The following is a 13,708-nucleotide window of genomic DNA, read 5'->3' on the forward strand; positions in this document are numbered from 1 at the left end:
CGGTCCACCGCTGCCCGACACCGGCCGACCGTTGCACCGGCACCGGCACCGGCACCGGCCCGGGCCGCCCAGGCCCAAGCCCGGGCCCAGCCGCAGCCACCACCACCGCCACCGCGGGCACGGCGGCTCCTCGCCGCGTTCGCGGCCGCCGCCGTGATCCTGGGGCTCGGGATTCTTCTGCTCGGCGGAGCCGGACCCGCGGCCGCCGCCGACAACGGGCAGTGGTCCGTCCTGCCCGCCGCCAACAAGCTCGGGCAGCGCCCGTACTTCTACCTCGCCGCGGCCCCCGGCCAGACCGTCACCGACTCCGTCACCATCGCCAACCGCACCGACCGGCCCCGCACCTTCCGCCTCTACGCCGCCGACGCCTACAACACCGCCCGCGACGGCGGCTTCGCCCTGCGCGGGCCCGAGGAGCCGCGCACCGCCACGGGCGCCTGGACGGTGCCGGCGCGGGAGCGGATCACCGTCCCGGCGAAGGCGTCGGTCGACGTCGGCTTCACCCTCACCGTCCCCGACCGGGCCGAGCCCGGGGACCACCCCGGAGCCGTCGTCGCCCTGGAGGACCGGCCGGCCGGTACCGCGATGCCGGGGATAGGCGTGCAGCAGGCAGTCGCCGCCCGCCTCTACCTCCGGGTCACCGGCCCCACCGCGCCCGCGCTGGCCGTCGAGGACCTCCGCACCGACCGCACCGCCGGCACGGCCCGCGGCACCGCCGGCGCGGAGATCTCGTACACGCTCCACAACCTCGGTAACGTCACCCTGCGCCCCCGAGCCACCCTGACCGTCTCCGGCGCCCTCGGCCGGAGCCTCCTTTCCCGCCCCCTCGCCGGCCTGCCCGCAGAACTACTGCCCGGGCAGCGGGTCCGGCTCACCGCACCCTGGGCGGACCCGCCCGCGCTGGAATGGGCCGAGGTCACGGTCGTGGCGCGGGCCGACGGGGCGGCCGCCCGGGCCACCGCCGGACATGCCGCGCACCCCTCCCTGAACGGGCTGCTGGCGGCCGCTCTCGCCCTCGTGGCGGCTGCCTGGTCGGCGCTGGGAGCCGCATCGGGGAGAATGGCCCGTATGAGCGATCGTTCCCCCGAGACCACCAGCCCGCACCGTGCGGGCTTCGCATGCTTCGTCGGCCGTCCCAACGCGGGGAAGTCGACCCTGACCAACGCGCTCGTGGGTACCAAGGTCGCGATCACCTCCAACCGGCCGCAGACCACCCGCCACACGGTCCGCGGCATCGTGCACCGCCCCGACGCCCAGCTCGTCCTCGTCGACACGCCCGGCCTCCACAAGCCGCGCACCCTGCTCGGCGAGCGCCTCAACGACGTCGTGCGCGCGACCTGGTCCGAGGTCGACGTGATCGGCTTCTGCCTGCCCGCGGACCAGAAGCTCGGCCCCGGTGACAAGTTCATCGTCAAGGAGCTCGCGGGGATCAAGAAGACCCCCAAGATCGCCATCATCACCAAGACCGACCTCGTCGAGTCGAAGGTGGTGGGCGAGCAGCTCATCGCCGTGCACCAGCTCGCCGAGGAGCTGGGCTTCGAGTGGGCCGAGATCGTCCCGGTCTCGGCGGTCGGCGACACCCAGGTCCAGCTGCTGGCGGACCTGATCGCGCCGATGCTGCCGAAGAGCCCGCCGCTGTACCCGGAGGGCGACCTCACCGACGAGCCCGAGATGGTCATGGTCGCGGAGCTGATCCGCGAGGCCGCGCTGGAAGGCGTACGGGACGAGCTCCCGCACTCCATCGCCGTGGTCGTCGAGGAGATGATCCCCCGGGAGAACCGCCCGGCGGACCGTCCCCTGCTGGACATCCACGCCAACCTCTACATCGAGCGGCCGAGCCAGAAGGGCATCATCATCGGCCCGAAGGGCGCCCGCCTGAAGGAGGTCGGGATGAAGTCGCGCAAGCACATCGAGGCGCTGCTCGGCACCCCGGTCTTCCTCGACCTGCACGTGAAGGTCGCCAAGGACTGGCAGCGCGACCCCAAGCAGCTCCGCAAGCTGGGCTTCTAGGGGGTTTGGCTCCTACGGGAGCCGCCGCACCTTCAACGCGTTGTCCGTACGGGTCCCGGGCCGGCCGTCAGGCTGGTTCTGGACCCGTACGTGTTCCTCCGCCAGCAGGACCTCCCAGGCGCCGGCCTCCAGTTCCAGCTGGGCCAGCACCTGGTCCGGGGTCGGGAAGTCCACCTCCGGGCGGTCCTCCTGCCAGGACGCCCAGCCCGCGTGGCCGACGACGAGCAGGATCCCGCCGGGGGCCACGGCCGCGGCGGCCCGGCGCAGGATCCGCTCGCGCGGGAACTCCCCGAAGGTGTGCAGGAAGCACGCGGAGACCAGGTCGTATGCCCCGGCCGGGAAGGACTCCGCGAGGTCGTGCCGCTCCCAGGCGGTGCGCTCCGTGACCCCGGCGTCCGCGGCGTGGGCCGCCGCCCGCTCCAGGGCGACCCCGGAGATGTCCGTCCCGGTGACGTACCAGCCCTGCCGCGCGAGCCACACGGCGTCGCCGCCCTCTCCGCAGCCGAGGTCAAGGGCCCGGCCGGGAGCGAGCGGGGCGGCCTCCCGGGCCAGCACGGCGTTGGCCTCGCCGCTCCAGATCCTTTCGCTCTCGCGGTAGCGGGAGTCCCAGAACTCCTCGCCCGCGAAGCCGGTCTCGAAGCCGGTCTCGAAGCCGGTCTCGGGGGAGTGGGGGGCGTGGTCGTGCGCGTGCGCCATGGCGGTCTCTTTCCGGTCGGTACGGGTACGGGTGCCCGCGCCTTCGATGCTCCGCCCGCACCGCGGCCCCGGCCAAGCGACCTTGCCGTTCCCGCAAAACAACCGGCTCGGAGTTGCGCGGGACGCCCCTCGCCGATCACGGCAGCCGACAGGTCACACCAGCCGGCCGATCACAGCGGACGGTCCGCGATCAGGGCCGTGCCCACGGAGCGGAAGCCGAGGCGGGCGTAGAGGCGGGCCACGTCCTCGTCGCCCGCCGACAGGAAGACCGTGCGGGCTCCGCGGGCCAGGGCGTCGGTGACCAGGGCCGCCGTCACCGCGAGGGCCAGGCCCTGGCGGCGGGCCGAGGGGAGGGTGCCGACACCGACCACCTCGGCCACGTCGCCGACCGGGACGTACTGGCCGGAGCAGAGCACCACTCCGTCCCGTACGGCCGCCGCCAGGGCGGTGCGGCCCGACTGGATCATCCCCGCGACCCGGACCCGGCGGCCCTCCGAAGCCGGCTCCCGCTCCGCGAGCGCGAGCTCCGCCGGGCCCGCCTCGCCCACCGCCGTGCCGGGAGCGGCGAAGGCCAGCATCGGCACCGTCACCGCGGGGCGCAGCAACGGATCGGCCGCGCCGAAGACGCGTACGTCCGGATGCGCGGGGAGCCGTACCGCCGCGGGGTCGAGGACCATCAGCGGATGCGCGTGGACGCTCAGCCCGGCCGCCTCCGCGGCGGTTCGCAGGGAGGGCGTGGTTTCGGCCACCCACTCGAAGGCCTCGGGGATCTTCAGCTCCCGCTGCCGGGCCAGTACCCGCTCCACGTCGGCCACGCCGACGCCACCGGCCGAGGCGGCGCCGAGCGCGGGCCGCGCGTAGTACGGCCAGCCGTCGCTCTCCTGGACGAAGAGGGTCAGCGGGCCGAAGTCCTCGGCCCGCGCCCCGCCGGCCCGGGGCGCCGTGTCGTAGTAGCGCTCGAGCTCGGGCAGGCAGGCGGAAGGTGTGATCATCCGGCCATCAAAGCAAGTCGGGCCTGCTCAAGCACCTTCTTTGAGGACGCGGGAGATCAGCGTGCGCTGCGCGTCCGAGAGGTTCGGGTCCTGGCAGAGCACCGTCCGCCCGTCCACCGTGATCCGGTACGAGAAACCGTCCCGGATCCGGTCCGCCGGATCGCCCGGAGGGGCGGGCCGCAGGGCCAGCTGCACCAGCGCCTGCCACTCGTCCTCGTCGGGCAGGCCCGAGGTGTCCACCTCGCCCCGCCGCTCGATCCCCGCGAAGCCGCCGGTCCGCACCACCTGAATCCGCATGACCGCCCTTCTACCCGGCGCCCGCCGCCCCACGCCTGCCACCCCGGGTCCGCTACCCCGGGCCCGTTACCCCAAGCCGACCGTCGACCACGCCTTCTGCAGGGCCTGGTGCTCCGCGCCGCCGTCGCCGTACCGGGTGACGGCCGCGGCGGTCGTCAGGGCGGCGAACCGCGCGAAGTCCGCCTTCGGGCCCAGCTCCCCGCCGGTCAGGGTGTCGTACCAGATCCGTCCGGCCCGCTCCCAGGCCTTGCCGCCGAGCTCGGTCGCGACGAGGTAGAAGGCGTGGTTGGGGATGCCGGAGTTGATGTGCACCCCGCCGTTGTCGCGGGAGGTGCGGACGTAGTCGTCCATCGTCGCCGGCTGCGGGTCCTTGCCGAGCTCGTCGTCCTCGTACGCCGTCCCGGGCGCCTTCATCGACCGCAGGGCGGAGCCGCTGTCGACCGAGGGACCGAGCAGTCCGGCGCCGATCAGCCAGTCGGCGTCCTCGGCGGTCTGGTCGAGGGAGTACTGCTTGATGAGGGAGCCGAAGACATCGGACACGGACTCGTTCAGCGCGCCGGACTGGCCGTAGTACTCCAGGTCGGCGGTGTGCTGGGTGACCCCGTGGGCCAGCTCGTGCCCGATGACGTCCACGGACACGGTGAAGTCGAGGAAGAGGTCCCCGTCGCCGTCGCCGAACACCATCTGGCTGCCGTCCCAGAAGGCGTTGTTGTAGAGCCGGTCGTAGTGGACGGTGGCGTCCAGCGGCAGCCCGGCGTCGTCGATGGAGTGGCGGCCGAAGGCCTTGAAGAAGAGCTCGAAGGTGGCACCGAGCCCGGCGTAGGCACGGTTGACGCTGGCGTCCTGGCCGGCGTCCTCGCCCTCGCCGCGGACCTTCTTCCCGGGCAGCCGGGTCCGGTGTTCGGCGTCGTAGATGGTCCGCTCGGGGGCCTCGGACGGGGTGTCCCCGGCGGGCGGGAGCACCGTCATCAGCCGCCGCACCCGGTGGGAGGCGTCCAGTTCGAGGGTCCGCCGCGCGGCGGCGGCCCGGGCGGGGTCCTCGGACCGGGCGATCTTGTCCAGGAGGTGCGGCGGCACCACGGTGCAGAAGACGGGGTGGCGGCGAGCGAAGAAGGCATCCATGCCCGGCAATGTGGCAGCGGGTGACGCCGATGTCACTAGGTGCAACCATGATTCATTCGGTCGCCTGAAAGGGCTCGCGGCGCTTTGACGGATCGACCGGACATCGGGCCGGTCAGGCAATACACAAAGAGGCTTAGCTCACAAAGGGTGCAAAACGGACCTGCGGGTCTTGCATACTGGAACAGGTCCCGCATTACGGGGCGGCTCGGTTAGGCTCGGCCCATCATGCGTTTCGGGCTGCTCCTCCTTAGCTGCCGCGGCGAGGGCCTGTAGTCGTAGGCCGACCCCCTCCCCGCGGAGTTTGGTGTTGCGGTTTTGCGACCGTCCGTCGGCCGTCCCAGCGAACTACACGCGGACACGCGAGGAGCCCTACGCCATGAGCCAGCACACTTTTGTCGGTCGCCCCACGCCCATCACGAACGCGACCCACACCCAGAAGCCCTCCGGGATGCCCATCCACAAGTACGGCTCGTACGAGCAGGTGGACATCCCCGACCGCACCTGGCCCGAGGCCCGCGTCACGAAGGCGCCCCGCTGGCTGTCCACGGACCTGCGCGACGGCAACCAGTCGCTGATCGACCCGATGACCCCCGCCCGCAAGCGCGAGATGTTCGACCTGCTGGTGAGCATGGGCTACAAGGAGATCGAGGTCGGCTTCCCCTCCTCCGGTGACACCGACTTCAACTTCGTGCGCTCCATCATCGAAGAGGGCGCGATCCCGGACGACGTGACCATCTCCGTACTGACCCAGGCCCGCGAGGACCTGATCGAGCGGACCGTGGAGTCGCTGGTCGGCGCCAAGCGCGCCACCGTGCACCTGTACAACGCGACCGCGCCCACCTTCCGCCGGGTCGTCTTCCGCGGCTCCAAGGAGCAGATCAAGCAGATCGCCGTCGACGGCACCCGCCTGGTCATGGAGTACGCCGACAAGCTGCTGGGCGCCGACACCGTCTTCGGCTACCAGTACAGCCCGGAGATCTTCACGGACACCGAGCTGGACTTCGCCCTGGAGGTCTGCGAGGCCGTCTGTGACGTGTGGCAGCCGTCCGAGGGCCGCGAGATCATCCTGAACCTGCCCGCCACCGTGGAGCGTTCCACGCCCTCCACCCATGCGGACCGCTTCGAGTGGATGGCCCGCAACCTGACCCGCCGCGCGCACATCTGCATCTCCGTGCACCCGCACAACGACCGCGGCACCGCCGTGGCGGCCGCCGAGCTGGCCCTGATGGCCGGCGCCGACCGCATCGAGGGCTGCCTGTTCGGGCAGGGCGAGCGCACCGGCAACGTCGACCTGATCACGCTGGGCATGAACCTGTTCTCCCAGGGCATCGACCCGCAGATCGACTTCTCGCAGATCGACGAGATCCGTCGCACCAGCGAGTACTGCAACCAGATGGAAGTACACCCGCGCCACCCCTACGCGGGCGACCTCGTCTACACCGCCTTCTCCGGCTCCCACCAGGACGCCATCAAGAAGGGCTTCGACGCCATGGAGGCCGACGCGGCCGCCAAGGGCGTCACCGTCGACGACATCGAGTGGGCGGTCCCGTACCTGCCCATCGACCCGAAGGACGTCGGCCGCTCCTACGAGGCGGTCATCCGGGTCAACTCGCAGTCCGGCAAGGGCGGCATCGCGTACGTCCTGAAGAACGACCACAAGCTGGACCTGCCGCGCCGCATGCAGATCGAGTTCTCGCGGATCATCCAGGCCAAGACCGACTCCGAGGGCGGCGAGGTCACCCCGACCGCGATCTGGAACGTCTTCCAGGACGAGTACCTGCCCAACCCCGAAAACCCGTGGGGCCGCATCCAGCTGCGCTCCGGCTCGACCGCCACCGACAAGGACGGCACCGACACGCTGACCGTCGAGGCGGTCGTGGACGGCGTCGAGGCCGTGCTGAACGGCACCGGCAACGGCCCGATCTCGGCCTTCTTCGACGCGCTGGCCGCCATCGGCATCGACGCCCGCCTGCTGGACTACACCGAGCACACGATGAGCGAGGGCGCCTCCGCCGTCGCCGCCTCGTACATCGAGTGCGCGATCGACGGCCGCGTCCTGTGGGGCATCGGCATCGACGCGAACACCACCCGCGCCTCCCTGAAGGCGGTCATCTCCGCCGTCAACCGCGCGGGCCGCTGACCCGTTCGTTCGTGGACCCCGCTCCTCCTTCCGGAGGGGCGGGGTTCCGCCGTTCCCGGGGGCTTCGGCGGGCCGGGCAGCAGCCGTCGGCGCGAGCACCCGCGGCGGCCCGGCCGATGCCGCTCGCGGCGCAGGTCACCGGACGGGACTTCTCGTTCATGCGGCCGAGCGCGGGCAAGCCGGGGGGCGGCCGCGGGCGACGGGCGCGCAGGTGGGGCCGGGTGCGGGGCCGGATGCGGGCAGGGGCGCAGATCGGCCAAGTACGGCGGCCGGGCGATGTTGTCTTGTCACACGACTGACGCATCCTCACCGATGTGGCTAACATCACGCCAACCCGGCGATGTTGCCGGAAGGTTACGGAGGTGCGACGTGCTGCCAGTTCGGGGTGGGGACGGCCGGAAGCTGACGGTCTGGGGGATCCGCACCACCTGGAGCACCGTGGGGGACGGGGAGTTCTTCTGTCCCGACTGCGGTGGCGACCGCAATTACCGCCGGCGCACCGGGCGCCGCCGGTTCACCGTCCTCGGGGTGCCGCTGCTGCCCCGCGGGCAGGCGGGTCCCGTCGTCGAGTGCCAGGGCTGCCACGAGCGGTTCGGCACCGAGGTCCTGGACCACCTCACCACCACCCGCTTCTCCACGCTGCTGCGCGACGCCGTGCACACCGTGACCCTGGCCGTGCTGGCCGCCGGCGGGACGGCCTCGCGCAGCGCGCTGGAGGCCGCCGTGGGCGCCGTACGGTCCGCCGGGTTCCAGGACTGCACCGAGGAGCAGCTGGAGTCGCTCGTCGACGGGCTGGCCGCGGAGGAGGGTCGGCTCGGGCTCTACGACGGCCCCGACTGCTACGGCGCCGCGCTCTCGATCGAGCTGCACGAGGCCCTGGAGCCGCTGGCCCCGCACCTGGCCGGCCCGGGCCGTGAATCGATCCTGCTGCAGGGCGCGCGGGTCGCGCTGGCGGACGGCCCGTACATCCCCGCGGAGCGCGAGGTGCTCGCGACCGTGGGCGCGGCGCTGCGGATCGACTCGGACGAGGTCGCACGGCTGCTGTCGGCGGTCCGGGCGCCGTAGGAGCGGCCCCGGACCGGTCGCGTACGGGATCCTCGCCAGAGCCTGCCGTCAGACTCCCGGCAGGCCCCTGCGGGGCTCAGGCGGCGCCCCGCGCCACCGGGGCGGGGTGCGCCGCGATGAAGCGGCGCAGGGCCGCGCACAGCCCCTGGGGGTTGTCGAACGGGATCAGCGTGCGGGCGTCCGGGACCTCCTCGTACGTGCCGTACGGAAGCAGCCCCGCGAGCCGGCGGCCGGTCCGCGGCGGCATCATCCGGTCCTCCGCGCCCCAGAGGACGAGGGCGGGACGGTCGAAGGAGCGCAGCCGCTCGGCGGCCCGGACGTAGGTGTCCTTGCGGGTGGCGTGCAGGAACGCGGCCAGGTCGCGGCGGATGGCCGGGTCGGTGAGCAGCGGGCCGTACCAGCGCAGGACCAGATCGTGCGGGATCGGCCGCTTGGCCATGCCGCCGAGGGAGGTCCGCATCCCGGCGAGGAAGGGCGAGCGGAAGGACCGCAGGAGCAGGTGGAGCGCTCCGGGGATCTTGCTCGCGGTGTGCAGGGCCTTGCCCTGCAGGCCCGGCGGGTAGTTGTCGAGGGCCTCGCAGGAGGCGAGGACGAGGCGTGCGATCCGCTTGTCGTTCACGCCCACGAGGAGCTGGGCGATACCGGCGTCGTTCTGGACGAGGGTGACCTCGCGCAGGTCGAGGCGGTCGAGGAACTCGGCGAGGAGGCCCGCGACCCCATGGGCGGAGAGGTCGGCGCCGGGGTCCATGGGGAGGCGGTGGCCGCCGATGGGCAGGACCGGGACGAGGACGCGGAAGTCGGGGCGCAGCTCGTCGACGACGCCCTGCCAGACGGATGCGTCGAAACCGAGGCCGGGGACGAGGACGATCGTCTCGCGGGCGGGTCCGTCCGCCGCCTCGGTGTCCGTGTCGGGGCCGGTCTCCGGGCTGTCGGTGTCGGTGTACTCGATGGTGCTGGAGCTGAGGGCGATGGCGAGCATGCGGTTCCCCCTGGTCGGATCCACTAGATAGACCGATCTAGTGAGAGACTAGCCCCGATGACGACGACAGGCGATACGCGAGCACGCATTCTGGGCGCGGCCACCGAGCTCTTCCGCCGCCAGGGGTACGCGGCCACGGGCATGAAGCAGATCGTGGCGACGGCGCAGGCGCCCTACGGGTCCGCCTACCACTTCTTCCCCGGAGGCAAGGCGCAGCTGGGGGAGGAGGTCCTGCGAACCTCCGGTGCGACCTATCTGGCGCTGATCGGCGAGCTCTTCGGGCCGGGCGCCGGCCATCACGACGACCCCGTCCTGGCGACGCGGGACGCCTTCGCGGGCGCGGCCGTGACGCTGGAGGAGCTGGACTTCGCCGACCCCTGCCCCGTCGCCACGGTCGCGCTGGAGGTGGCGAGCACCCACGAGGGGCTGCGGCTGACCACCTCCGAGATCTTCACTTCCTGGACCGACGCGCTGGCCGCGTACTACGCCGGCCACGGCATCGCGGCCGCGCAGGACACGGCGGGCTCGGTGATCGCGCTGCTGGAAGGCGCCTTCATGCTGGGCCGCGCCCACCGCCGGACGGAGCCGGTGCTCGCCGCCGCGACGGCGGCGCAGGCGATCGTTTCGGCCGCGCTGGTGGTTTCGGACGTGGCCGCGTCCACGGTGTGGGCGAAAACGGCACAATCTGAGGTAACGATCGGGCCTCGCACCCCCGATTCAGAGATCCTTCCGCGTGTCGTGAACCGCGGAGGCGTGCCATCCGTACGGGGTGTTTCCACCAGATGGACGGACGGAGCGGAGCCTTCTTCTTTGCGTGGCCGAACGGCCCGCTGAGGGTTAACCCGCACGTCACCGCGGACGGCCTTCGCGTTCGCGCAGCTGGAATCGCCGATTTCGCGAAGCGTTGGACATAGTCGACGCCGGGGGTCCGCGCCACTGGAGAAATCTCCAGATCCTGCACGCCGCCCGGTCAACATTTTGTAGAAGTCGACGATATCTGTGAGCGGCCCCACAGGCGTTCAATTCCGGTCACACGAGGAGACGCCGCCGGTAACACCGCGGAGCTTCGATTCACGTGGACGCAACGACAACCCTGACGGATCAACGGGCTAACGACCCACTCCGGCCAGGGACTACCAGCTTCCTATCGCTTCCTCTCAGTTACCTACCTCATTGAAGGGCAAGGCAGAGATGGCACGTGTCGCCGCACCGCTTTCCGCCACCGGAAAGCAGAGCACGCACCCGGTCGACGAGGTGCTCCCCCTCCCCAAGCTCGCGCTGTACGGCTTCCAGCACGTACTCGCGTTCTACGCCGGTGCGGTGATCGTTCCGATCATCGTCGGTGGCGCCCTCGGGCTCTCCACCGAGCAGCTGGTCTACCTGATCAATGCCGACCTCTTCACCTGCGGTATCGCCTCGATCATCCAGGCGTGGGGCATCGGCAGGATCGGTGCGCGGCTCCCCCTGATCCAGGGCGTCACCTTCACCGCGGTGTCCCCGATGATCGCCATAGGTCTCGGAGCCGGCGGCGGGACGGCGGGTCTGCTCGTCATCTACGGCGCGGTCATCACGGCCGGCATCGCCACCTTCGCCTTCGCCTGGCTGCCCCCCAAGGCCTTCCGCACGATCATGCGGCTCTTCCCGCCGGTCGTCACCGGCACGGTGATCACCGTCCTCGGCATCGTGCTGATCCCGGTCGGCCTGAACGACGCCGCGGGCGGCCTCGGCAGCCCCGACTTCGGTGACCCGAAGCACTTCGCCTACGCCGGCGGCACGATGCTCTTCATCCTCATCCTGATGAAGCTCGGCAAGCCGTTCCTCAACAGCATCTCCATCCTGCTCGGCCTGGTCGGCGGCACCGCCGTCGCCTTCCTGCTCGGCGACGCCAAGTTCGGCAACGTGAGCAACTCGGACTGGATCGGCATCACCACGCCGTTCTACTACGGCGCCCCGAAGTTCGAGTGGTTCCCGATCGTCCTGATGCTCATCGTCATGCTGATCACCATGGTCGAGACCACCGGCGACACCTACGCCGTCGGTGACATCGTCGGCAAGGACATCGACAGCGAGACCGTGGCCCGCGCCCTGCGTGCCGACGGAGCCGCGACCGCCCTCGGCGGCGTCCTGAACTCCTTCCCGTACGTGGCCTTCGCCGAGAACGTCGGCCTGGTCCGCATGACCAAGGTCAAGAGCCGCTTCGTCGTGGTCGCCGCGGGCGTCTTCATGATCGTGCTCGGCATGATCCCCAAGGCCGCCGCGATCGTCGCCGCGGTTCCGCACGGAGTGCTCGGCGGCGCCGCGACCGTGATGTTCGCGATGGTCGCCCTGGCGGGCATCCAGACCCTGGCCAAGGTCGACCTCAAGGAGGAGAAGAACGCGCTCGTCGTGGGCGTCTCCCTGGCCTTCGCGCTGCTCCCCGCCACCGTCCCGGTCCTCTTCAAGGACCACATGGACGCCGACCTCTCCTCGCTCCTCAACAGCGGTGTGACGCTCGGTGCCACGGCCGCCATCGTCCTGAACCTGATCTTCAACGGTCTGGGCAAGGACGATGCGCACGACGCCCCGGCCGAAGCCCCGCAGGCCGACGCTCCCGCGGCCGAAGCCCCGGTGGCCGTCGCCGCCGCGTCGGACGACGAGCCCACGGCAGCCATCCCGGCCCAGTCGGGCGAGGGCGAGCCCGCCCCGGCGCCGACCGCCTGATCCTCCCAAGGGGTGTCCCCCGCCGGGCCTCGTGCCCGGCGGGGGTCGCTGCCGTCCGGGGAGTGCGTGCCGTCCGGGGAGTCCGTCCTGTCGGTGGCGTACGGGACAATGAGCCCATGAGTCTGTTCCGCGACGACGGCATCGTGCTGCGCACCCAGAAGCTGGGTGAGGCGGACCGCATCATCACGCTCCTGACCCGGGGCCACGGCCGGGTCCGGGCCGTCGCCCGGGGCGTGCGGCGCACCAAGTCCAAGTTCGGCGCCGGGCTGGAACCCTTCTCCCACGCCGACGTGCAGTTCTTCTCGCGCACCGGGGAACTGATCGGCCGCGGCCTGCCGCTCTGCACGCAGACCCAGATCATCGCCCCGTACGGCAACGGCATCGCCACCGACTACGCCCGCTACACCGCCGGCACCGCGATGCTGGAGACCGCCGAGCGGTTCACCGACCACGAGGGCGAGCCCGCCGTACAGCAGTACCTGCTGCTCGTCGGCGCCCTGCGCACCCTCTCGCGCGGCGAACACGCCCCCAACCTCATCCTCGACGCCTTCCTGCTGCGCTCCCTCGCCGTCAACGGCTACGCGCCCAGCTTCGACGACTGCGCGAAGTGCGGACTCCACGGACCCAACCGGCACTTCTCCGTCGCCGCGGGCGGGGTCATATGCGGCGACTGCCGCGTTCCCGGCAGCGTCGTACCCTCGTCGGAGGCCATCGCCCTGCTCAGCGCACTGCTGACGGGCGACTGGGGGCATGCCGACGCGTGCGAGGCGCGTCACGTGCGGGAGGGAAGCGGGCTGGTTTCCGCCTACTTGCACTGGCATCTGGAGCGCGGGCTACGCTCCCTTCGATACGTCGAGAAATAGGAGCTGGGCACATGGCACGACGCGGGATTCTGGGGCGCTCTCGCCGCGAGTACAAGGTTCCCGAGCCGCACACCTCCGGTGAGCGCCCGCCGAAGATCCCCGGCGAGCTCGTCCCGAACCACGTCGCGATCGTCATGGACGGCAACGGCCGCTGGGCCAAGGAGCGCGGGCTGCCGCGCACCGAGGGCCACAAGGTGGGCGAGGGCGTCGTACTCGACGTGCTCAAGGGCTGCCTGGAGATGGGCGTCAAGAACCTCTCCCTGTACGCCTTCTCGACGGAGAACTGGAAGCGCTCGCCCGACGAGGTGCGCTTCCTCATGAACTTCAACCGCGACGTCATCCGCCGCCGCCGCGACGAGATGAACGAGCTGGGCATCCGCATCCGCTGGGTCGGCCGCATGCCGAAGATGTGGAAGTCGGTCGTCCAGGAGCTCCAGGTCGCCCAGGAGCAGACCGTCGACAACGACGCGATGACCCTCTACTTCTGCGTCAACTACGGCGGCCGCGCGGAGATCGCGGACGCGGCGCAGGCGATCGCGCGCGATGTGGCGGCGGGCCGGCTGGATCCCTCGAAGGTCAACGAGAAGACCTTCGCGAAGTACATGTACTACCCGGACATGCCGGACGTGGACCTCTTCCTGCGCCCCAGCGGCGAGCAGCGCACCTCCAACTACCTGCTCTGGCAGAGCGCGTACGCCGAGATGGTGTTCCAGGACGTCCTGTGGCCCGACTTCGACCGCCGCAACCTCTGGCAGGCCTGCTACGAGTACGCCCAGCGCGACCGCCGCTTCGGCGGCGCCGTCCCGAACCAGGGCGAGGGCAGCGCCGGCCGCCCCTGACCGTA

At 71.3% G+C, this 13,708-nt stretch carries 12 protein-coding genes and 1 pseudogene; 8 read left to right on the forward strand and 5 right to left on the reverse strand.

What is annotated here, in order from left to right:
• Window positions 1–153: 153 nt before the first annotated feature.
• Window positions 154–540: pseudogene (locus OHA37_RS26055) on the forward strand (WxL protein peptidoglycan domain-containing protein); the annotation flags it as partial.
• Window positions 541–1,059: 519 nt separating this feature from the next.
• Entirely contained in the window at window positions 1,060–2,010 is a 951-nt protein-coding gene (gene era / locus OHA37_RS26060) for a GTPase Era (RefSeq protein ID WP_374213701.1), read from the forward strand.
• 12 nt (window positions 2,011–2,022) lie between these two features.
• Here the strand turns inward: era and OHA37_RS26065 are convergent, their stop codons facing one another.
• The 4 genes from OHA37_RS26065 to OHA37_RS26080 form a co-directional block, all read right to left on the reverse strand.
• Window positions 2,023–2,706, reverse strand: coding sequence for a class I SAM-dependent methyltransferase (locus OHA37_RS26065; RefSeq protein WP_266908987.1), 684 nt, complete (start codon window positions 2,704–2,706; stop codon window positions 2,023–2,025).
• Window positions 2,707–2,876: 170 nt separating this feature from the next.
• Window positions 2,877–3,698, reverse strand: a complete 822-nt coding sequence (locus OHA37_RS26070) for a GNAT family N-acetyltransferase (RefSeq protein WP_266908988.1) — start codon at window positions 3,696–3,698, stop codon at window positions 2,877–2,879.
• A gap of 27 nt (window positions 3,699–3,725) precedes the next feature.
• Window positions 3,726–3,995: a protealysin inhibitor emfourin gene (locus tag OHA37_RS26075; protein WP_266908989.1), complete on the reverse strand. Its 270-nt coding sequence runs from the start codon at window positions 3,993–3,995 to the stop codon at window positions 3,726–3,728.
• Window positions 3,996–4,061: 66 nt separating this feature from the next.
• Entirely contained in the window at window positions 4,062–5,117 is a 1,056-nt protein-coding gene (locus OHA37_RS26080; RefSeq protein ID WP_266908990.1) for a M4 family metallopeptidase, read from the reverse strand.
• Window positions 5,118–5,493: 376 nt separating this feature from the next.
• Here OHA37_RS26080 and leuA point away from each other — a divergent pair, with 376 nt between their 5' ends.
• Together leuA and OHA37_RS26090 are read left to right on the forward strand one after the other, a co-directional pair.
• Complete coding sequence (leuA, locus tag OHA37_RS26085) at window positions 5,494–7,257, forward strand: 2-isopropylmalate synthase (RefSeq protein ID WP_266908991.1); 1,764 nt, start codon at window positions 5,494–5,496, stop codon at window positions 7,255–7,257.
• A 369-nt stretch (window positions 7,258–7,626) separates the two neighbouring features.
• Window positions 7,627–8,322 (forward strand): TerB family tellurite resistance protein, encoded by a 696-nt coding sequence (locus tag OHA37_RS26090; RefSeq protein WP_266908992.1) that lies wholly within the window; start codon window positions 7,627–7,629, stop codon window positions 8,320–8,322.
• Between the two features lie 76 nt (window positions 8,323–8,398).
• Here OHA37_RS26090 and OHA37_RS26095 read toward each other — a convergent pair whose 3' ends face one another.
• On the reverse strand, window positions 8,399–9,301 hold the full coding sequence (locus tag OHA37_RS26095; RefSeq protein WP_266908993.1) for an alpha/beta fold hydrolase: 903 nt from the start codon (window positions 9,299–9,301) through the stop codon (window positions 8,399–8,401).
• Between the two features lie 57 nt (window positions 9,302–9,358).
• On the opposite strand from OHA37_RS26095, the gene OHA37_RS26100 reads away from it, so the two are divergent.
• From OHA37_RS26100 to OHA37_RS26115, 4 genes are all read left to right on the forward strand, one after another.
• Entirely contained in the window at window positions 9,359–10,135 is a 777-nt protein-coding gene (locus OHA37_RS26100; RefSeq protein WP_266908994.1) for a TetR/AcrR family transcriptional regulator, read from the forward strand.
• Between the two features lie 357 nt (window positions 10,136–10,492).
• Window positions 10,493–12,001 carry a nucleobase:cation symporter-2 family protein gene (locus tag OHA37_RS26105; protein ID WP_266908995.1) on the forward strand — a complete coding sequence of 503 codons (1,509 nt, stop codon included), beginning with the start codon at window positions 10,493–10,495 and terminating at the stop codon, window positions 11,999–12,001.
• A gap of 116 nt (window positions 12,002–12,117) precedes the next feature.
• Window positions 12,118–12,864, forward strand: coding sequence for a DNA repair protein RecO (gene recO / locus OHA37_RS26110; protein ID WP_266908996.1), 747 nt, complete (start codon window positions 12,118–12,120; stop codon window positions 12,862–12,864).
• Window positions 12,865–12,875: 11 nt separating this feature from the next.
• Complete coding sequence (locus OHA37_RS26115; protein WP_266908997.1) at window positions 12,876–13,703, forward strand: isoprenyl transferase; 828 nt, start codon at window positions 12,876–12,878, stop codon at window positions 13,701–13,703.
• The last annotated feature ends 5 nt before the right edge of the window (window positions 13,704–13,708 follow it).

The organism is Streptomyces sp. NBC_00335, assembly GCF_036127095.1.
Lineage (GTDB): Bacteria > Actinomycetota > Actinomycetes > Streptomycetales > Streptomycetaceae > Streptomyces.